This window comes from Novosphingobium sp. TCA1, from assembly GCF_009811895.1.
GTDB lineage: Bacteria > Pseudomonadota > Alphaproteobacteria > Sphingomonadales > Sphingomonadaceae > Novosphingobium > Novosphingobium panipatense_A.
On the sequence record NZ_BLJH01000004.1, the window covers coordinates 215,784 to 236,044 of the forward strand.

At 64.3% G+C, this 20,261-nt stretch carries 13 protein-coding genes; 6 read left to right on the plus strand and 7 right to left on the minus strand.

Going from position 1 to position 20,261, the window contains the following annotated elements:
• Positions 1–5 precede the first annotated feature (5 nt).
• A complete protein-coding gene (locus NTCA1_RS07520; protein ID WP_086491097.1) occupies positions 6–662 on the minus strand; it encodes a GntR family transcriptional regulator in 657 nt (218 codons plus the stop codon).
• Between the two features lie 263 nt (positions 663–925).
• On the opposite strand from NTCA1_RS07520, the gene NTCA1_RS07525 reads away from it, so the two are divergent.
• Both NTCA1_RS07525 and NTCA1_RS07530 read left to right on the plus strand, forming a co-directional pair.
• On the plus strand, positions 926–2,146 hold the full coding sequence (locus tag NTCA1_RS07525; RefSeq protein ID WP_159829762.1) for an FAD-binding oxidoreductase: 1,221 nt from the start codon (positions 926–928) through the stop codon (positions 2,144–2,146).
• A gap of 12 nt (positions 2,147–2,158) precedes the next feature.
• Positions 2,159–3,343 carry a Xaa-Pro peptidase family protein gene (locus tag NTCA1_RS07530; protein WP_159829764.1) on the plus strand — a complete coding sequence of 395 codons (1,185 nt, stop codon included), beginning with the start codon at positions 2,159–2,161 and terminating at the stop codon, positions 3,341–3,343.
• Here NTCA1_RS07530 and NTCA1_RS07535 read toward each other — a convergent pair.
• Positions 3,340–5,124, minus strand: coding sequence for an SLC13 family permease (locus NTCA1_RS07535; protein ID WP_159829766.1), 1,785 nt, complete (start codon positions 5,122–5,124; stop codon positions 3,340–3,342). The two genes, NTCA1_RS07530 and NTCA1_RS07535, sit on opposite strands and share 4 nt — an antisense overlap.
• A 313-nt stretch (positions 5,125–5,437) precedes the next feature.
• Here NTCA1_RS07535 and NTCA1_RS07540 point away from each other — a divergent pair, with 313 nt between their 5' ends.
• Both NTCA1_RS07540 and NTCA1_RS07545 read left to right on the plus strand, forming a co-directional pair.
• Positions 5,438–7,123, plus strand: a complete 1,686-nt coding sequence (locus NTCA1_RS07540; RefSeq protein WP_236549159.1) for a diguanylate cyclase — start codon at positions 5,438–5,440, stop codon at positions 7,121–7,123.
• 85 nt (positions 7,124–7,208) lie between these two features.
• Positions 7,209–8,810 (plus strand): DUF1570 domain-containing protein, encoded by a 1,602-nt coding sequence (locus NTCA1_RS07545; RefSeq protein WP_236549160.1) that lies wholly within the window; start codon positions 7,209–7,211, stop codon positions 8,808–8,810.
• A gap of 10 nt (positions 8,811–8,820) precedes the next feature.
• Here NTCA1_RS07545 and NTCA1_RS07550 read toward each other — a convergent pair whose 3' ends face one another.
• The 4 genes from NTCA1_RS07550 to NTCA1_RS07565 form a co-directional block, all read right to left on the minus strand.
• Positions 8,821–10,047 carry a glycoside hydrolase family 27 protein gene (locus NTCA1_RS07550; RefSeq protein WP_133084039.1) on the minus strand — a complete coding sequence of 409 codons (1,227 nt, stop codon included), beginning with the start codon at positions 10,045–10,047 and terminating at the stop codon, positions 8,821–8,823.
• 23 nt (positions 10,048–10,070) lie between these two features.
• Entirely contained in the window at positions 10,071–12,509 is a 2,439-nt protein-coding gene (locus tag NTCA1_RS07555; protein WP_159829770.1) for a glycoside hydrolase family 3 protein, read from the minus strand.
• Positions 12,510–12,516: 7 nt separating this feature from the next.
• Entirely contained in the window at positions 12,517–14,061 is a 1,545-nt protein-coding gene (locus NTCA1_RS07560; RefSeq protein WP_133084037.1) for a tryptophan halogenase family protein, read from the minus strand.
• Positions 14,062–14,159: 98 nt separating this feature from the next.
• Positions 14,160–17,276, minus strand: a complete 3,117-nt coding sequence (locus tag NTCA1_RS07565; RefSeq protein ID WP_159829772.1) for a TonB-dependent receptor — start codon at positions 17,274–17,276, stop codon at positions 14,160–14,162.
• Between the two features lie 218 nt (positions 17,277–17,494).
• On the opposite strand from NTCA1_RS07565, the gene NTCA1_RS07570 reads away from it, so the two are divergent.
• A complete protein-coding gene (locus tag NTCA1_RS07570; protein WP_159829774.1) occupies positions 17,495–18,739 on the plus strand; it encodes an ROK family protein in 1,245 nt (414 codons plus the stop codon).
• A gap of 165 nt (positions 18,740–18,904) precedes the next feature.
• Positions 18,905–19,825: an ROK family protein gene (locus tag NTCA1_RS07575; protein WP_159829776.1), complete on the plus strand. Its 921-nt coding sequence runs from the start codon at positions 18,905–18,907 to the stop codon at positions 19,823–19,825.
• On the opposite strand, the gene NTCA1_RS28650 is transcribed toward NTCA1_RS07575, so the two are convergent.
• Positions 19,826–20,194 carry a carboxylesterase family protein gene (locus NTCA1_RS28650; protein ID WP_255490438.1) on the minus strand — a complete coding sequence of 123 codons (369 nt, stop codon included), beginning with the start codon at positions 20,192–20,194 and terminating at the stop codon, positions 19,826–19,828. It lies immediately after the preceding gene.
• Positions 20,195–20,261 lie beyond the last annotated feature (67 nt).

Here is a 20,261-nt window from a genome sequence, read left to right on the forward strand (position 1 = left end):
TTGTCTCAGCCTGTCTGGCTGGCGGTAAAATGAGCGCGCAAGTCGTCGAGCGTGCTGGCGATATGCCGGGTGAGCAGGCTCTGTACCTTGGCGGCGTCTCCGGCCAGCCAGGTGTCGAGCAGTTCACGGTGTTCGGTATGGGCGCGGTCGCCGCGGCCTGCCGGTTGCAGGTGGGCGATCACATAACGTTCGGCGAGCACTTCGAGGCGCTCTACCAGCTGCGTGGTCAGCAGGCGCTTGCCGGGACGCACCAGCGAGACGTGATATTCACGGTTGCGCACGGCCACGTCACTGAGATTGTCCTTGGCGGCGGCGTCCAGAACCTCGAAGGCCTTCACGGCGGCCTTGCGATCTTCGTCGTCGGCGACGGCGCAGGCATAAGCGGCGGCGGCGGGCTCGATGGCCAGGCGGAGAAGGTAGATTTCCTCGGCCTGGTCGCTGGACATCGGGCGCACGAACCAGCCCCGGTTGGCCTGGCTGGTCAGCAGGCCTTCATGTTCCAGCCGGGCCAGAGCCTCGCGCAGCGGGATCTTGCTGACGCCGAGTTCGGCAGCCAGGGCATCCTGCCGCACCGGCTCCATGACGGGGAGCTTTCCTTCGACGATCCTTTCGCGGATCACGTCGAAAATGCGTTCGGCAAGAGTGCGGACGACGATTGTCACCAGTGAATCTCCATACAGGTCTCGACGGCGCGAAACGCCATCGATTTAACGTATACGGTAGATGATGCCGAATGGTGCTGCAATCCGACCTTTTTCGACGCGCCCTTGCATCTTGTTAATCGCGGTCCTCCGCAGCCCGGACTTGCCGGGACGCAGTCAAAACGGTGGATCGAGACGTTCATGCGCGGTGCAAAGCCTTGTGCGAACGGGCGGTGATTGATATATGGTATACGATATAGTCTGACTTATGCAACGGAGTTTTTGTGGGGTCCATTGGAATTGTCGGTGGCGGGGTGGTCGGCCTTTGCGCGGGCATCGAATTGCTCGAGGCGGGGCATCAGGTCGCGATCGTCGATGACGATGCCGAAGGCGGGGCGGCCTCATGGGGCAATGCCGGGCATATCGCGGTGGAGCAGGTGGAGCCGCTTGCCTCCATGAGCATGGTGCGCAGCCTGCCGCAGCGCCTGTTCATGCGCGGCGGCCCGCTCGGCTTTCCGCCTTCCGCGATCGGTGAATGGGTGCCTTTCGGCCTGCGCCTGCTGGCTGCGGCGCGTCCGGGGCAGTTCCGAAACGGCTGCAAGGCCCTGGCGCCCCTGCTGGCGGGCTCGATGCCCGCCTGGACTTCCCTGGTGGATCGCATCGGTGCGTCCGAACTCGTCCGGCAGGACGGTCACTTCGTGCTCTGGCACGGGGAGCGCGCGGCGCGCGAAGGCCGGGCCTCATGGCTGGCCTCGGAAACCGGAACGGCGCGCGTGCATGATGCGACGCAGGCGGAAAGCGAGATGCTCTCCGCCTTGTGCAAGTCTCCCGTGGCGGGTGCCGTCCGGTTCTCGGGCAGCGGCCAGATCGCGGATCTCGGCGAACTGCGGCTGGCTCTTCGCAAGGCTTTCTTGGAGCGCGGCGGCGCGCTTGTCGCGCAGCGCGGGGAATTGCGGCTGACGGGAAGCCGCGTGGAGATCGGCGGTGTCGATGCCGAACAGGTGCTCGTCTGCGCTGGCGTGCGTTCGCGCGAACTGATGGAATATACAGGCCACAAGGTGCCGATGATCGCGGAGCGGGGCTATCATGTCCGCGCCGATGCGGAAGGCTGGCCTGCCGACCTGCCGCCGGTGGTCTTCGAGGAGCGCGCGATGATCGTCACCCGCTACCGCAGCGAGGTCCAGGCCGCGAGCTTCGTTGAACTCGGCAAGGCCGACGCGCCTGCCGATCCGCGCAAATGGGAGCGTCTGGAGCGCCACGTCGCGGAACTGGGCCTGCCGATCGCCGGGCCGTTCCGCCGCTGGATGGGCTGCCGTCCGACCCTGCCGGACTATCTTCCCGCGATCGGACGCTCGACGAAGGCGTCCAATCTCTACTATGCCTTCGGGCATCAGCACCTCGGGCTCACTCTGGGACCGATCACGGCGCGACTGGTCGCGTCGATGGTCGCGGGGGAGCAGCCTGCGTTGCCGCTTGCACCTTTCGACATCCAGCGTTTCGCATAAGGAATAGATGACATGATTGGCGGATCGACCGCAGAGATCGAACTGGCTGGCCTCCAGCCCTGGGCCGATGTCGCCCCGGCCATTGCCGTGGCCGAGCGCGAAACGCGCATGGAGCGCGCCCGCGAACTCACCGAAAGGCTTGGTGCCGACGCGCTGCTCGTCAACGCCGGTGCCTCGCTGCGCTATTTCTCGGGCCTGCCCTGGGGACAGACTGAGCGCCTCGTTGCCATGCTGCTCGTGCCGGGCCGCACGCCCGTGATGATCTGCCCGCATTTCGAGATCGGCACGCTCCAAGCCGATCTCGCAATCCCGGTGGAGATCCGCTCCTGGCAGGAAGACGAGGATCCGGTAGCGCTTGTAGTACAGGTCCTGGCGGAACTGGGCGCGAAGACGGTCGCGATCGATCCCGAACTGCCGTTCCACTTCGCCGAGCGCGTGCGGCAGGGCGGATCGGCCCTGCTCGTGGACGCCATGCCGGTGATCAAGCAGTGCCGCATGGTGAAGTCCGCCGCCGAACTGGCGCTGATGCAGCAGGCCAAGAACATGACCTTGCTGGTCCATCAGGCCGCCGCGCGCATCCTGCGCCCTGGCATCCGCCAGAGCGAGGTGGTCCACTTCATCGACGCCGCGCACCGCAAGCTGGGCGCCAGGGGATCGAGCTTCTGCATCGTCCAGTTCGGGGAGGCGACTGCCTATCCCCATGGCCTTCCGGGTGACCGAGAGCTTCAGGAAGGCCAGTTGGTTCTGGTCGATACGGGTTGCACGATCGAGGGCTATCACTCGGACATCACCCGGACTTACGCCTTTGGGCAGGTGTCGGACGAGATCCGCCGTATCTGGGACATCGAGAAGGAAGCGCAGCAGGCCGCCTTCGACGCCTGCCGTCCGGGCGAGCCCTGCGAGGCGGTGGATTACGCCGCGCGCGCCGTGCTTGAGAAGGCGGGTCTGGGACCGGACTACAATCTGCCGGGCCTGCCGCATCGCACCGGCCACGGCATCGGCCTTTCGATCCACGAACCGGCCTATCTCGTGCGCGGCGACAGGACTCCGCTGGAACCGGGAATGTGCTTCTCGAACGAGCCGATGATCGTCGTTCCGCAGAAGTTCGGCGTCCGTCTGGAGGACCACATGTTCGTGACCAAGACAGGCGCCCAGTGGTTCACCACGCCACAGGTCTCCATCGATCGGCCCTTCTAAAGCGGCCAGCAGTACATGATGAGCGGCGTCCCAAGGGCCAGCACCAGCAGGGACAGGGGGGCGCCGAGCCGGGCGTAGTCGCCGAAGCGATAGCCGCCCGGCCCCATCACCAGCGTATTGCACTGGTGCCCGATCGGTGTGAGGAAATCGCAGCCCGCGCCGATCGCGGTCGCCATGAGGAAGGCATCCGGCCGGTAGCCGAGATCGGTGGCGAAAACCGCCGCGATCGGCGCCACGACCAGCACCGTCGCCGCATTGTTGAGAAACGGTGTCACCGCCATGGACGCGGCGAGCACCATGGCAACGGCGCCCCATGGCGGCATGTCCCGCGCGATATGCGAAAGCTGCGTCGCCAGGATATCGGAGGCGCCCGTGGTCTGCAGTGTCTCGCTGACCGGGATTAGCGCGCCCAGCATGATCAGGATCGGCCACTCCACGGCCTCATAGGCGTCGTTGACCGGCAGCGCGCCGGTGATGATCACCGCGCCCGCCGCGGCGAAAAATGCCACGGCTACCGGCACCAGCCCGGTCGCGGTCGATATCATGGCCAGGGCAAGGATCGCCAGAGCCCACCAGCTGCTGCGGTTCATGCCGAGCCGGATCTGGCGCTGGGCAAGCGGCAGGACGCCGAGTTGCCGCAGCCTTCCCGGCATTTCTCCCAATACGCCCTGCAGCACCACGACATCCCCTGCCGCCATGACGACGTTGCCGGGTTTGTTGCGCAGGCTTTCGCCCTGACGCGAGATCGCCACGAGCCTCAGGCCCAGGCGGTCCTTCAACATGAGCCTTCCGGCGGTGCTGCCCACGAAAGCGGATTCCGCCGTGACGACCCCTTCGATCACGCCGATGTCATCGCGCGCGCGCTTGTTTTCCCCTGCGTGCTCGTCGTCCTCCCCGTCATCGTCGAGGCTGAGCTGCGAGCGGGCGATGGCGCGTTCCAGTGCGTCGGGATCGCCGGACAGGATCAGGACGTCTCCCTCGGCGATATGGGTGGCGGGATGGACCTCGCCGCGAAGGCCCGCACGCAGCACGGCGGTAACCTCGATCTCGTTGTCGTGTCCGGCGACGAATTCCTCGATGGTATTCCCGATGGCGTCCGAACCGGCCGATACCGTGGCCTCGGTCGTATAGTCCGAGATATTGAGCGCCTCGCCCATCGTCGCGGCGGCGCGGCGGTCGGCAGGGACAAGCCGATAGGCGACGCGCAGGAACACCAGGCCCATCACCAGCATGCCGAGGCCGGTGGGCAGATAGTCGAACATGCGGAAAGGCTGGCCGGTCATTTCCTCCCGCACACGGCTGACGATGATGTTGGGGGAAGTGCCGATCATCGTCGTCAGCCCGCCGAGCAGGGAGGCAAAGGCCATCGGCATCAGGAAGCGCGAGGGGTTGGTGCCGCTGCGCCGCGCAAGCTGGGAAGCGGCCGGCATCATCATCGCCAATGCGCCGATGTTCTTGATGAGGCCGGATGCGACGCCAACGGAGCCGGTCAGGATCAGAAGCTGCGATCCGGGCCTGCGCACCCACTGGCTGACCAGATTGACCGCGCGCTCGACAAGGCCGGTTCGCTGCACCGCGGCCGAGAGAACCAGCGCGGAACCGATGATGATGACGATATCGTCCGCGAACCCGGTGAAGGCCTTCTCGGGGGGAACCAGACCCAGCGCGAGTGCCGCCAGCAGGGCGATTATGGCGGTGATATCGTAGCGGAAGCGACCCCATATGAAGAGAAGCATCATGCCGCACAGGGTGGCGACGGAAAGCCACTGGTTCAGGGTCATTCTATCTCGCTTTGGCCTGGCCGGTTGTCCGGTACAAAAGGCTTAATGCTTGAAAGGGCCCATTGTGCCTTCGCGGGTTGCATCGCGTGACCAAGCTGGTCCTACAGCGACGTAGTGCCTTGGAAGCGATGGAAGTCCGGGCGGGGCGATAGGAAGTGACGTCAACTTATCTTGGTTAATCGGGTAACCTTGTTGAAGTAAGTCTTGTGCCATAGGTCGCGGCGCAATGGTTTGCGAATCGCCGCATTCGGGCTTCCTTGCGAAAGCTCTGCCTGCGCTTGGGCTCCTCCTCGCCGCAATAGCGTGGCTGGGGTTGGCGGATAGTGCCGGGGCCGAAGTGTTGCGGATCGGCAGGCCGCTCTGCCATTCGGTCAGCCGTTCGGTATCGCCTGGGGAAGCGATACCGTCGCACTTCGTCTGTTCCGGCGCGCCCGAGAACTATCAGAAGGGCACGCTCTGGCTGCAGACGCCTCTACCGCCTGCGACCGATGAGGGGGACGACCTTTCGCTCATCGTTCACAGTTCGCGGTTCGACCGGCTCGTCGTCACCTTCTCTTACGCGGACGGCGCGGTCGAGCGGCAACATGTGCGGAGCGGCGATTTCGGAACGCATTGGCGGGCGGGTGGACAACTTGCTTTCCGGGCGCCGCATCGCGATGTTGCCCCGGTCGGCGTGACCATGCGCTTCGACAAGGTGGCCAGCGCCGGTCTTCTGCGCATGCGCCTGGTAGGGCGCGGAGAGGAAAGCACCCAGACGACGGGGCTGGCGACTTCCATCGGCGCGGCGCTGGTGCTCCTTCTGGCGGGTGCCATCTACAACGGCTCGATGGCGATTGCGGTGCGGCGGCAGTTTTCGGCCTGGCAGGCGGCCTGGGCCACTTGCATGATCCTCTGGGGCGGTTTCTGGTCGCAGCTTCACCTGTTCTTCTTTCCCGGCCTGGCGGGCGCCATATCGGCCCAGATCTGCACGGGCCTCTCCTGCCTTGCCATTTCCCTCGCGACGCTGAGTGCCGTGACCGCGCTCGAAGGCGGCAGCGTCAGTCCCTGGCTGCGCCGGACGGCGCTCTGGCTGACCGCAGGCGTCGCCCTGCTCGGCGTGCCGCTGTCCCTGATGCGTTCCGGGCCGATCGAGGCGCTTGGCGCCGTGCTGGGTATCCTGGTTCTCGCCAACCTCGTCGCGGTGGCCTTCTGTATCGGGCAGGCGTGGCGGCGGGGAAGCCCCGAGGCGCGCAGCTTCGCGGGCGCATGGTCGGTGCCTATGCTGGTCCTCGCCTCGACCGAGTTCATCGATACGGACCGGATGTTCTGGGGCGGCGGATCGCAGATCCTGGTTCTGTTCGCCGCGGCATGGCAGACGCTCTGGCTGTCGATCGCGGCCTCCCGATCCCATGCACGGTTGCGGATCGAGCGGGACACCGCGCGCCGTGCCGAGGCGCAGGCCCAGGAACTTGCGCGCCGCGATGCACTGACCGGCTTGCCGAACCGTCGCGGCTTCATCGAGAAAGTGGGCACAGTCCTCGAAAGGTCGCAAGGTCGCGGCGAAACCACCGCGCTGCTGCTCATCGATGTCGACTGGTTCAAGTCGATCAACGACATCTACGGTCACGACGCGGGTGACATCGTCCTGATCGCCATAGCCCGCCAGATCGCACTGCATGAAGGCGAGAATTGCCCCGTCGCCCGCTTAGGCGGCGAGGAGTTCGCGGTGATGGTCTCGGGGCTCGAAGGTTTCGAGCTGGTGCGGTTTGCCGACAGGCTTCGGCAGGAGATCGGTGAATGCCGGCACGGCGAGGTTATCGGGCATCGCAAGGTCACGGTCAGCATCGGCATCGCCGAAGCCTCGACAGCAGCCGAATTCCGTTCGCTTTACAGGCTGGCCGACGAAGCCCTTTATGAAGCCAAGCGGCTTGGCCGCGATCAGGTCGCCATTCGACTGCTCGAGGATAGGGCATCGACGGACGATCCCGGCCAGATCCTGCACGGAAGCGAGCACCGATAATATTCGAACCGGACCTAACGCTTCTTGCATGCCCCAAGAAGCGCGGTAAATAGCCGGTGGGGAATATTGGGGACGATTCAACAAGATGCGATCGATTGTTATGGCCTGTCTTCTGGCCATTCTTCTGCGCCCGTCCATCGCGCGCGCGGAATGGCTCGAGGCGTCGAGCGACCATTTCGTGATTTACGCCAATGACAACGAGCGTGATCTGCGCAAGTTTTCGGAGCAGCTCGAACGCTACCACACCGCGCTTTCGCTCCTGTTCAACTACAAGGCTCCCGTACCGAGCCCGTCGAACCGCGTTGCCGTCTATGTGGTGAGCAGCGAGCAGGAAGTGCGCAAGATATACGGCGCCAACAGCAAGTATGTCGGTGGATTCTATCTTCCTCGGGCGGGCGGTTCGCTGGCGATCATCCCCCGCGTCGATGCCGCGCGAGGCACCAACGACGATTCGATGATCACGCTTCTTCATGAATATGCCCATCATTTCATGATTTCGACCAACAGCATGGAAAGGCCGCGCTGGTTTACCGAAGGCGCTGCGGAGTTCTTTTCCTCCACCAGCTTTTCGGCGGATGGAGGCATGATCCTGGGGCGCCCCGCCGTCCATCGCGCCATGGAACTGTACTTTGCGCAAGACGTGAAGGTTTCGGATCTTCTCGATCCGGCCGCCTACGACAAGCGCTCGCATCGCAGTTACGATGCGTTCTACGGCAAGAGCTGGCTGCTCTACCATTACCTGACTTTCGAGGAGACCCGCAAAGGTCAGTTCGCCCGCTATCTCCAGCTTCTCGATCAGGGCAAGGGACAGGCGGAATCGGGGGCAGAGGCCTTTGGCGACCTTGATCAGCTCGAAAAGGATGTCGAAGCCTATCTGAAACGCAGGCGGCTGAGTGGCCTTACCATCGAAGGCGCCAAGCTGGTGATCGGCAATATCGCGATCCGCAGGCTGTCGGCGGGAGAGGCTGCGATCATGCCTGCCCGCATCAGGACCAAACGGGGCGTGGATGAGGAAAGCGCGAAGAGCGTGCTGGCCGATGCTCGTTCCGTGGCAGCCCAGTACCAGGGCGATGCAGCGGTTCTGTCAGAGCTGGCCGAGGCCGAATACGATGCGGGCAACGACAAGGAAGCCGTTGCCGCAGCCGATGCGGCGCTGGCACTCGACCCGTCCACTGTGAATGCCTATGTCCAAAAAGGCTATGCGCTGTTCCGTCAGGCCGAGGAGACCGACGGAGACAAGGCGGCTGCCTATCGCCTGGCGCGCGGACCGTTCGTGGCACTGAACAAGCGTGAAAACGATCATCCCTTGCCGCTGATCTACTATTACCGCAGTTTCGTCGAGCAGGGGCAGCAACCTCCCAAGCTGGCGATCGACGGATTGATCCATGCGGTCGAACTGGCGCCATTCGATCTGGGGCTGCGCATGACCCTGGGATCGGCGCTGATCCAGCTTGGCCGGGCCAGCGATGCCAGGATCATCCTGACGCCGGTGGCTTTCAATCCGCATGGCGGCGGGATGGCGGAACGCGCCGCCGAGATGATCGCGCGGCTTGAGAAAGACCCGAGCTGGAAAGGGGCTGAAGTCAGCGCGGGCTTCGACGACGTCAAGGAAGACAACGTCGCGGCGGGCGGATCGAAACCTGCCGTGAACGAACCGAAAGATCCCGCGAGTTCCGCGGGATCCTGACGGCAAAGGCTCAGGGCGTGAAGGTCACCATGACGACGCCGTGGGGCTCGACTTCGGCCGAATAGCTGCCTTTCATGGCGCCAAGGTCGCGGTGTGCCCAAAGATCGCGCAGCTTGAGCGACTGGCCCGCCGGATAGTCGAGTTGCCCCCAATTTACAGTGAGTTTCACGGGAGCTTCGCCCCGGTTGAACAGCAGCGCCGCGCGCTTGCCATCCGCCAGGGTACGGACCCAGACTTCCTCGTTCCCGTTCTTCGACACGCGGCGGCCTTGGCGGCCCAACTTGTCCTGATCGACCGCGATCACGTCCTTGTTGAGCAGGATCGCCTTGGTATCGGCGCTCATGTTCGCCACATCGTTACCGGCGATCAGCGGCGAGGCCATCATCGCCCAAAGCGAGAAGTGGCTGCGGTATTCGGTGGTCGTCATGCCGCCGTTGCCGACTTCGAGCATGTCCGGATCGTTCCAATGCCCCGGAGCGGCATAGGGCCAGAGCGGCTCGTTGAGATCGACGATGTCGAGCATGCCCAGCGCATAGCCGTGCTTGCCCGACCACTTGTCCGTGATATCGGCGGTGGAACGCCACATATTGCCGATCTTCGAGGCCCAGAGCCATGGGCGATTGGTACCCCACTCGCAAAGCGAGAGCAGTACATCGCGCCCCGTGGAACGTAGCGCGTCGGACATCAGCGCATAGGCTTCTTCCGCATTGCGGCTGCCAGTGCTGCACCAGTCGTATTTCAGGTAATCGACACCCCAGGAGGCATAGGTGATCGCATCCTGATACTCGTGCCCCTGGCTGCCCGGGCGCCCGCCGCAGGTCTTGGTGCCGGCGTCCGAATAGATGCCGAACTTGAGGCCCTTCGAGTGAACGTAGTCTGCCAGCGCCTTGATCCCCGAGGGGAAGGCCTTGGCATTGGCGGTGATGAAGCCCTTGGTATCGCGCTCGCCATGCCAGCAATCGTCGATCACGAGATAGTTGTAGCCCGCATCCTTCATCCCGGTGGCGACCAAGGCATCCGCCGTATCGCGGATGGTCTTTTCCGAGATGTTGCAGGCGAACTTGTTCCAGCTGTTCCAGCCCATCGGCGGCGTCTGGGCAAGGCCGTTCGCCACGCGGGTCGGATCCTGCGAGGGCGGCAGGCGGTTCTGGTCCACTTCCTCCGCCAGCGCCGGATTGGTGAGGGACACAGGGGCAAGGCTCAGGGCGAGCGCGGCGAATTTCGCAAGTCGCGACATGGTGGGCATTCTCTTTCTAAAGCTCAGTTCGGGCAGATCGCGCCGGTGGGATCGGCATCGAGCTTGACGGTGGAAATGGCGATCGTCTGGCCCGCATTGCCTTGCAGCACGAAAGGACGGGCGATCCTGGTCATGTCGGCCCCGGCCTTGGCGAAGCAGGAGAGCGAGACCTTGATGCTGGCCCATTGGCCCGGCGCGGCGGTGAAAACCTGCCCGCCGTCGAGGAAGGTTTCGCCCATGCCGAGCTTGGGCGCGACGGAACCCTTGGCATCGACACGGTAATCGATGCGCAGGCTGAGCATCGCGTTGCTCTGGCGATTGAGATCGACGGTGGGCCCTTCGATGCGCACTTCGCCGGGACCGGTGAAAGCAAGCTGACGGGCGCCTTCCTGCGTGCCGCCGCCATCGACGTTCTTCACCGCCACCGCACCGCCCGTGGCAAGCTTCCACGGCGTCAGCACCTTGCCCGGCAGGTAGTAGACCGAGACGTTCGACAGCGAGGCATCGAGTCCGGCCACTTCGCTCAGCTGCGGAACCGAAGTCCTGTCCTTATAAGTCAGGCCATAGCCATAGGCGAACTGCGGATCGTAGCCCGGCTGACCGACATTGTTGAGGAACTGGCCCGCGTTCTTCGGCCAGGAATAGCTGAGCTTGCCGCGAAAGTCCTGGTTCGGCGCGCCGTCCTTCTTGGCGACCAACACGTCGGCAAGGCCACCGCCCTCGGAGCCCGGCAGGAAGGCGGCGACGAAGGCGTCGGACTGGTTGATCTCGGGGTTCACCCAGAGGGCACGGCCGGAAATGAATACCGAGACGACCGGAATGCCCTGCGCCTTTAGCGCCTTCAACTGTGTCAGCGCCTGCTTGTCACCCGGCTGGAATTCCAGCGTGGAGATATCGCCGACCATTTCGGCATAAGGTGTTTCACCGAAGACGACGACGGCAACGTCCGGCTTCGGCCCCATCACCTTGCCGTCGGCGCTCAGAGTGGCGGTGCCGCCCGCAGCTTCGATCGCGGTCTTGAGGCCGCCCCAGATCGAGGTGGCGCCGGGGAAGTCAGCATTGGTGTTGCCGGTGCCCTGCCACGACATCGTCCAGCCGCCGGTCTGCATGCCGATACCGTCGGCATGGGTGCCGGTGACGAGCACCTTCTGGCCCGGCCTGATCGGCAGCAGCGCGCCGTTGTTCTTCAGCAGCACCAGCGATTCCGAAACCGCCTGGCGGGCGATGGCGCGATGCGCCGGTGCGCCGAGTTCGTTGCGCTGTTCATAGGGGCGCGCCGGTTCGAACAGGCCCAGCTTGAACTTCACGCGCAGGATGCGGCGCACCGCATCGTCGACGCGCGCCATCGGGATCGTGCCGTCCTGCACCTGCTTCAACGTATTGTTGAACAGATCCTTCCAGTCGTTCGGCACCATCGCCATATCGAGGCCGGCGTTGAAGGTTGCCGCGCAATTGCCGTTGGTGCAGCCGGGGATCTGGCCATGCGCGTTCCAGTCGCCCACGGTGAAGCCCTCGAAGCCGAGGCGGCCTTTCAGCACATCGGTCAGCAGCGATTTGTTGCCGTGGTTCTTCACACCGTTCCATGAGGAGAAGCTGGCCATGACCGTCATCGCCCCGGCGTCGATGCCGCTGACGTAGCCGGGCACGTGCAGTTCGATCAGGTCCTTTTCGGGGACTTGCGCGTCGCCCTGATCGATGCCGCCATGGGTGCCGCCGTCCGCCAGGAAATGCTTGATCGAGGCGGCGACATTGCCGTTCTGGATGCGGCTCTTGCCGGGCGCCCCCTGAAGCCCGCGCACCATCGCGGCGGAATATTCGCGGGTGATCTCGGGCCGTTCCGAATAGCCTTCATAGGCGCGGCCCCAGCGATCGTCCTGCGGCACCGTGACGGTGGGACCGAAGGCCCAGTCGAAGCCGGAGGCGGCGCTTTCAGCAGCGGTGACCTGACCGATCTTCTCCATCAGGGCCGGATCGCGCATCGCGCCAAGGCCGATGTTGTGCGGGAAGATCGTTGCGCCGAAGACGTTGGAGTTGCCGTGAACGGAGTCCATGCCGAAAATCACCGGGATCGGCACGTGCCCAGGGCGCTTCTCGATCGAGATCTGGCGGAAGGCTTCAGCAGTGGCGATCCAGTCGCTGGCCGGGCCGCGATCGTTGCCCGACAGGGGCGGATCGTTGCCGCCGCCCAGGATCGAGCCGACCGGATATTCGCGCAGTTCTTCCGGCTTCATCGCCGCGATGCTGGGCTGGATCATCTGCCCGACTTTCTCGCGCACCGACATCTCAGCCATCATCTTGGTGATCTTCGACTCGGTCTCGGGATCGACGAGGCCCTGGCTCTTGGCCTTGGGCCAGAGATCCGGGTGTGCGGTGGCCGCTGCGGGTAGCGTGGAATCGGCGAAGGCCGCAGCGAACGGCACGGCAGCGCAAGAGAGGGCGAGAAGGGAAAGCGTCAGTCGCATCGGTTTCCTAAGCGGAGTTTAGCGTGAATTGGGGTGCAGCATTTTGCGCAGGCGCTGCGCAAGTCTCGGCGATGAATTGCTCATGAGTGCCTGCGAGCGAGACGGCGCGGGCCACGGCAGCGCGCATCTGCTCGAAGGTGTCGCCCAGTTCCTCGGTGGTGAACTGATCGGCCAGCGGGTCGTAGCGCGACGGCCAGATCTCGAACCCGGCGAACATCGACAGCCAGCTGGGCGACTGGAACGAATCCCACTCGAAACGCGGCAGCTTGCCCGCGCCCTTGTAGGCGCGGATGCGCCGGGCCAGCGTTTCCGGCAGGTCAAGCGCGCGGCATTCCTGCCACATCTTTTCGGGTCGCTGGCCGCCCCAGTAGTGCAGCAAAAGGAAGTCGCGGATACGCGCATATTCCAGCGCGGTAATGCGGTTGAACTCGTCCGCCAGCGACGGATCGAAGTCGCGGTCCGGGAAGTGCGCCAGCAGGCGTTCGATGCCGCTCTGGATCAGCACGATCGAGGTCGATTCCAGCGGTTCGAGGAAACCTGCCGCCAGCCCGAGGGCAACGCAGTTCTTCTCCCACACGTTCGTCCGGTGCCCGGTGCGGAAACGCAGCATATTGGGCTCGGCCAGCGCCTCGCCCTCAAGACTGGCGATCAGCGTCGCGGTCGCTTCGTCATCCGAGATGTGGCGGCTGGAATAGACATAACCGTTGCCGATGCGGTGCTGCAGCGGAATGCGCCACTGCCAGCCAGCGGCAAGCGCGGTGCTGCGGGTATAGGGCGTGAGGGCATCACCATGCGCACAGGGCATCGCCACCGCACGGTCGCACGGCAGCAGGTGTGTCCAGTCCTCGTAAGGCACTTCCAGAGTCTGACCCAGCAGCAGGCTGCGGAAGCCGGAGCAATCGACGAAGAGGTCGGCCTCCAGCATGCGTCCATCGGTCAGCGTGACCGAGGCGATGCGGCCGTTCTCGGCATCGCGAGTGGCCCCGGAAATCGTGCCTTCGAGGTGGCGCACGCCCAGCAAGTCGCGCGCGCGCTGCGCAAGAAACCGGGCAAACAGGCCCGCGTCGAAATGGATCGCCCAGTCAAACACGCCGAGGTCGTTGACCGGTTGCTCGGGCGGCAGCAGCATCAGATTGCGCATCGCCGCCTGCGTCGGCAGGCAATATTGGGAGAGCGGCGTCTGGTCGCCCGCCATGCGGCGCTTCAGCCAGTACTGGTGGAACGGCACCGAGAAGGCGTCGACGCCGTAGCGGCCGAAAGGATGGAAAAAGCGGGTGCCCGGTGCCCGCCAGTCGCGGAATTCGATGCCCAGCTTCACGGTGCCCTGCGATGCCTGCATCACTTCGGCTTCGGTCACGCCGATGGCCTTGAAGTAGTCGCGGATCGCCGGAACGGTCGCCTCGCCCACGCCGACGGTGCGGATGTCGGGGCTTTCGACCAGGGTGATCTCGATGGGAAGGCGGCGCAGGCGCGTCGCCAGAAGGTTGGCCGCCATCCAGCCGGCCGTGCCGCCGCCGACGATCAGGATGGAACGGATCGGACTGCCCTGCATCGCATGAACTCCCCGAACGTGGGTCTACCCTGCTCGGGCAGATCGGGAAAGGGATCCCCCCCGCCCGGAGGAGGTGGGCGGGGGAGAAGGCGGGGAGATCAGAACTTGACGCGCGCGCCCATGGTGAAGCGGCGTTCGAAGATGTTGTTGTAGGCCTTCTGGTCCTTCCAGGTGAGATAGTACTTCTCGTACTCGCCCGTCAGGTTGGAGCCTTGGCCGTAGATCGTGATGTTCGGCGTGATGTCGTAGCTCACGGAAGCATCCACGTAGTTTGTGGGTGCCTGATAGAGTTCGAGACCGGAGATCCCGCCGAAATTCGACTGGACCGCGCGCTCCGAGCGATAGTTCCATGCCACGCGGGCCTGGAAGCGGGAGTCCTGGTAGAACAGCGCCGCGTTGGTCTGGATCTTCGAGTTGTCCTGGAACGGAATCTTCTTTCCGGCGAGATCCCGGTCGCCGGTATTGGACGGAGAGAAGGTGAAGTTCGTGTCGATACCGAAGTTCGAGAGGAAGCCGGGCATGAAGCCGAGGTCGGTAAACGAGATCTTCGCGCCTGCCTCGATGCCCTTCAGCGAGCCGCCCGAACCCTGGATCGGCGTACTGATGGAGACCGTGCGGCCGCGCACAACGCCGTCGTTGTCGGGCAGGTCGGAACGGTTCACGTTGCCCGACTGGATGAAGCTGTCGACGTCGATATAGAAGGCGCCGATGCTGAGCAGACTGCCCCGGCCGAGATAGTACTCCAGCGATCCTTCGACATTGGTGGCGCGCCAGGGGTCGAGATCGGGATTGCCCGACTGGCTGCCGCCGGTGACGCGGAACACCGGCGCGCCCGGATTGCTGGTGTCGATCGCGTAAGTGGGGTTCAGGCCCCCGCCCCACTGGTTGAGATCGAGCAGCGTCATCGTCTTAGAGAAGGCGAAGCGGAACTTCAGGTTCTGCGCGAAGTCGAAGGCCACGTTGAAGGCGGGCAGGATGTCGGTGAAGTCACGCTTGGTGTTCACCGAACCGGCCAGGGCATTGGCAAGGCCGTAAGGCTGCGGACTGCCGGTCACGTACTGCGTAATGTCGAGCTTGGTGTTGATCACCTTCACGCCCGCGTTACCCGAGAACGGCACGCCGAAGAAATCGCCGCGGAAATCGGTCTGGACGTAGCCGGATATCTGCTTGACGCCCACGTTGAACGAGGCGCCGGGGTTCATGACCTCGACATTGCCGGGATAGAACTCGTTCTGGAAGGCCACGGCGTTGTCCATGGCCTTGGGATCGAGCACGTAGATGTTGGGCACACCGGCGACGCCGGGGTTGAACAGCTTCACGCGGCCGCCCAGGGTCGGGTCGTTGGCCAGGCGCGTCAGGCCCGCCGTGTAGAAGCCGGAGGCATCGCCCGCGCTGCACGTGCTGTCGCTCATCGGCACGTCGAAGGCCTTCCACTTGACGAGGCAGCCGTTCGGGTTGCTGGCCATGCCCGCATAGAGCGGCGCGGCGCGGTCGAACTCGTAATCGTCGATCGAGCGTTCCGAGTACCGGCCGCCGAAGCTGACCGTCAATTCGGGCGAGGCTTCGTAGGAGCCGTCCGCGCGCAGGACCTTGAGGTCGCCCTTGCGGCGATAATTGCCTTCCGAGGACATCGTCTTGAGCGCGTAGTTGCCGATATCGCCCAGGGAATCCAGAAGCTGCCCCGGCAGGGTGAAGGCCGGCTTGTTGCCGGTGAAGTCGACCACCGCGGGAAGCGAGTTCAGGCCAGCAATCGTATTGACAGTGTAACCGTTGGCATTGAACACTCGGTCGCCGTCCGGGTAGTGGCCGATCCCGCCCGGCTGCCACTGCTGGCCGTCGGTCATGCTGAACTGCAGGTAGCTCTGGTCGTAATACTGGTGCGCCTTGCCGTAGATGCCGCGCAGGCTTCCCTTGAACGGTCCGCCGTTGTCGAACTTCAGCTCAAGGTTGTAGTTCTGCGACTGCGACTTGTAGCGGTCGGTCTGGGCGTAAGAGTCGAAGTTGCCGAGATCGTAGTTGTAGATCTGGGTGGTGTTGATGTTGTAGGTGCCGCCATCGCGGGCATCGAAGTAAGTAGCCCCGGTATCGCGGGACTGGCCGGGCACGAATTCGGCGGCTTGCCAGTTGACGTCCTGCATCTGGAAGCCTGCCGTGCGGGCATGCTCGTTCTGCCGGGTGAAGAAGGCGTCGCCCGTCAGCGTCAGCGCGTCGTTGATCATCCACTGCGCCGAACCGTTGATGCCCAGGCGCTGGCGCTGGTTGACCTTGTTCCAGCCGGTGAAGCCCTGGGGAACGATGAAGGCGTCCTTGGCGTCGCCATCGCCGTTGACGTCCACGCCGCCGGCAACGGCCGTTCCGCGCGGGCGGTTGGCCGGAGAGAAGCCGCCCGACGAAGTGGCATCGAGCGTGCCTTCGTTATGCAGGGCCGCGCCGTAGCCTTCCTGAATGCCGTTGTGCGAGTTCGACAGGCGCACGTCCGAATAGGCGGCCGAGACCATGAAACCGAAACGGTCGTTGTGCCAGGAAAGCAACCCGTTGAAATTCGGGTCGAACTTGTGCTTGGTCTTGTCGCCATAGGCGGCTTCCGCAGCCGCGGCGACGGTCAGGCCTTCCTTCAGGTCGAAGGGGCGGCGCGTGCGCAAGTTGACGGTGCCGGTGATGCCCGCGTTGAGCGCATCGGCCGTGGCGGACTTGATGACGTCCGCTCCGGCGAAAAGCTGCGAGGGGATGTCGTTGAAGTTCGGCTGGATCGTGGTGATCGACTGCGCGCCGAGATAGGCTTCGCCGTTCAGCAGTGTGGTGACCTGCGGCAGGCCGCGAATGTTGATAGTGGAGCCTTCACCGGCGCTGCGCAGGATCTGCACGCCGGGAATACGCTGGAGCGAGTCCGAGATGGTGACGTCGGGCAGCTTGCCGATGTCTTCGGCTGAGATGGAATCGACCACCGAGGTGGCGTTGCGCTTGATGTTGACCGCGCGCTCCTGAGAGGCGCGAATGCCGGTGACGACGATATCGGAGCCGGTCGCCTCACCGCCCGGTTGGCCTGCGGAAGCGGCCTGATCGGCGGCAGCGAGCCGCGTGGCCGTTCCCGTGACTACCGGCGCGGTTTGCTGTGCTGCGGTTTCTTGGGCCAGGGCACTATGCGCCGAACCCAGCGCCACGATCGAAGTTGCCGCCAAAAGAACACTGCGGCGCACGCAATTGTGCTGAATCATTCCCCTCAACTCCTCTCCTCTCACGCATGATGCGTGCCTCGTTTTTTCGGAGAGGGGTTTCTACCCAGCGGTCATTAGTGCCGCTTTCCTCTCCTGGTACGAGCATTCTGACGTGACTCGTGTTGGCATATGCATCCGCTCAAAGGTTCGGAGCGTCAACTTAAATTTTTTCTTTTTTGTTAGTTCAGCCGAGAGTGCAGGTGATATCGTCCATCTTCATGAAAAGAGAGGATCGCACCGTAACGGGCCCTGATTCGGCGGAAGCACGCGGGAAACGGCTCGCCATTTCACTGTCAGGCACCAATCTGGCACGGGCGAGCGATTACAATCAGCGCATCGTGCTCCAGGCCATTCGCCTGAGCGGGGAAACCACGCGCATTGCACTGGCCAGGCAAACCGGCCTCACGGCCCCCACGATCGCCAATATCACCACCCGCCTGGGCGAGATGGAACTGATCGCCCACGTCGGCCGCAAGCATGGGGGAAGAGGGCAACCGGCGCTGCGCCTGGCAATCAATCCCGACGGCGCTTTCGCAATCGGCCTCAACATAGACCGCGATCACATCACGCTGGTGGCACTCGATCTGGCCGGGGAGGTTCGCAGCCGGGTCACGCGCGAAGTGCGTTTCGCCATGCCTGCGGACGTGGTGGAAATCGTCGCGTCTGAACTCGATGGCTTGCTGAGTGCGGGAAATATCGATCGCGCCCGCATACTCGGCGTCGGCGTGGCCCGCCCGGACGATCTTGGCGGCATAGCCTTGCCGCACAAGCCGAAGGGCTATGAAAGCTGGTCGCAGGTCGATTTCGCCACTCTTTTCCAGGAGGTTCTGCCCTGGCCCGTCCATATCGACAACGACGCCGCCGCCGCTGCGCTGGGTGAGGCGCAGGGCGTCGGCGGTCAGGAAAAGCCCAGCTTTTTCTATCTCCTGATCAGTGCCGGTCTCGGCGGCGGCCCAGTGATCGACGGCAGTTACTATCGCGGTGCTCGCTCGCGCAGCGGTGAGATCGGCCTCATGCCCGATCCGGGCGCGTCGGTAGCGAGCGCCGTGGTGCAGGACACGGTTTCTCTTTCCGCCTTGGAGGAGCGCCTGCTGCGGGAAGGGCGCCCGCTCGGCGCTCTGGAGGATCTCCTTGCGCTCGATCCGGTCATGGCCACGACCGTCGACCAATGGATAGCGGATGCCACGCGCGCCCTGACCGGGCCGCTGGTGGCGGTCTCCTGCCTGCTCGACCCGGATGCGATCGTCATCGGCGGGCGTCTTCCCGTCCCCCTGATCGAACGGCTGAGTGCCCGGATCAATGCTGCGCTGGGCGAGGTCGCCATGCCCAATCGTGTGCCGGTACATCCCGGACAGATGCCGGCGGAGGCCCCGGCGATCGGTGCCGCCATCCTTCCCTTCCTCGATCAACTTCTACCCTCCGACGCTATCCTCATGCAGGCAGGACGATCGGAGAGCGTCTAAAAAAAAGAATTTGTCTTATTCTTTCGACCTGCCATCATGCCGTGACATTCCAAAGCGGCGTGAGGGCGGCGATCCCCCGGCAACGTCGCTCCTGACGACACACAACACGATGCAAATGCCGGAGAGGACTATGTCGAAAAATCCCCCCATGCGGCGCAGGCCTGCATGACCCTTCGGATTGGAATCGATTACGGCGGCACCAAGATAGAGGCCGCCGCGCTGTCGCCGGAAGGCTCGGTCCTTTATCGGCGCAGGACGGCGACGCCGGACAGCTATGATCTCGTCCTGACCACGCTTCGCGATCTTGTATCGGACGTGGAGCGTGAAATCGGTGCCGACGCCAGTGTCGGGATCGGTACGCCGGGGTCGATGGATCCCGCCTCCGGCATGATCCGCAATGCCAACGCCGCGTGCCTGAATGGCCGTCCGTTCAAGCGGGATCTCGAAACGGCACTGGCCCGGGAAGTGCGGCTCGCCAACGATGCCAACTGTTTTGCGCTTTCCGAGGCGATCGACGGAGCGGGGGCGGGACGCGCATCGGTGTTCGGCCTGATCATCGGCACCGGATGCGGTGCTGGATATGTGCTGGATGGCAAGCTGGTCGGCGGTGCGCATGCGCTTGCGGGCGAAGTGGGCCATATGCCCCTGCCGGACCCGCAGCCGGACGAACTTCCGGCACCGCTCTGCTGGTGTGGACTGAAGGGATGCCTGGAATCCTGGGTTTCCGGCACCGGATTCCAACGCGCTTTCCATTCCGCGACTGGACGCGACCTCGATTCCAAGACCATTGTTGCTGCAGCGCAGGGTGGCGAACCGGAGGCCGTGGAAGCCCTGCACCGTTATCGCGACAGGCTGGCGCGCGGGCTGTCTGTCGTCGCCAATCTTATCGATCCCGATGTGATCGTGCTCGGCGGCGGGATGTCGAATGTCGAACCGATCTACGAAGGGCTAGCCGAAGCGATCAGGCTGCGCACATTTTCCGGCATCTGGAAGGGCGATGTCGTCCAGGCGCGCTGGGGCGACAGTTCCGGGGTTCGCGGGGCGGCGCTGCTCTGGGGCCTTGAGGAGACGCTCGCGCGCGCCTGATCAGGGCGCCGCGCGCAAGCTGCAGCGATCCGCCGCAAGACCGGTGACCTGTCTCGGCCCTGCAGGCGTGAACTCCAGCGATCGGGCTTCCCGGCCGAACAGGGGCCACTGCGGCAGGCCGGGGCCGTTGGGATCACCGGTGGCGGCGAAATTGACCCAATAGGCGGCAAGGGGCGCGGGAGACGTGTCGTCTTCGCCCTCCTGCCCAAGAACATAGGCGATCTCGGAGCCATGCGTGACCGGCTTGCCTTCCGCCCCTGAGAGATCGAACTGATAGTGCCAGGTCCGACCGCCGCTTCGTGTGCGTTCGGCGGCGACATGGAGCGAGGGGCAACGGAAGGTGAGGTCGTTGGCAAGCCTAAGCGGCAAGTCGGCAGGCGGTGTCTTGCCCGGAGCCAGCCCGTAAGCGGCGCGCGCTTCCGCCGCCTTGGCACCG

Excerpts from the sequence above, each read along its gene's own strand:
- NTCA1_RS07530 (WP_159829764.1), top strand. The coding sequence starts at position 2,159 with ATGATTGGCGGATCGACCGCAGAGATCGAACTGGCTGGCCTCCAGCCC.
- NTCA1_RS07535 (WP_159829766.1), bottom strand. The coding sequence starts at position 5,124 with ATGACCCTGAACCAGTGGCTTTCCGTCGCCACCCTGTGCGGCATGATG.
- NTCA1_RS07545 (WP_236549160.1), top strand. The coding sequence starts at position 7,209 with ATGCGATCGATTGTTATGGCCTGTCTTCTGGCCATTCTTCTGCGCCCG.
- NTCA1_RS07550 (WP_133084039.1), bottom strand. The coding sequence starts at position 10,047 with ATGTCGCGACTTGCGAAATTCGCCGCGCTCGCCCTGAGCCTTGCCCCT.
- NTCA1_RS07555 (WP_159829770.1), bottom strand. The coding sequence starts at position 12,509 with ATGCGACTGACGCTTTCCCTTCTCGCCCTCTCTTGCGCTGCCGTGCCG.
- NTCA1_RS07560 (WP_133084037.1), bottom strand. The coding sequence starts at position 14,061 with ATGCAGGGCAGTCCGATCCGTTCCATCCTGATCGTCGGCGGCGGCACG.
- NTCA1_RS07565 (WP_159829772.1), bottom strand. The coding sequence starts at position 17,276 with ATGATTCAGCACAATTGCGTGCGCCGCAGTGTTCTTTTGGCGGCAACT.
- NTCA1_RS07570 (WP_159829774.1), top strand. The coding sequence starts at position 17,495 with ATGAAAAGAGAGGATCGCACCGTAACGGGCCCTGATTCGGCGGAAGCA.
- NTCA1_RS07575 (WP_159829776.1), top strand. The coding sequence starts at position 18,905 with ATGACCCTTCGGATTGGAATCGATTACGGCGGCACCAAGATAGAGGCC.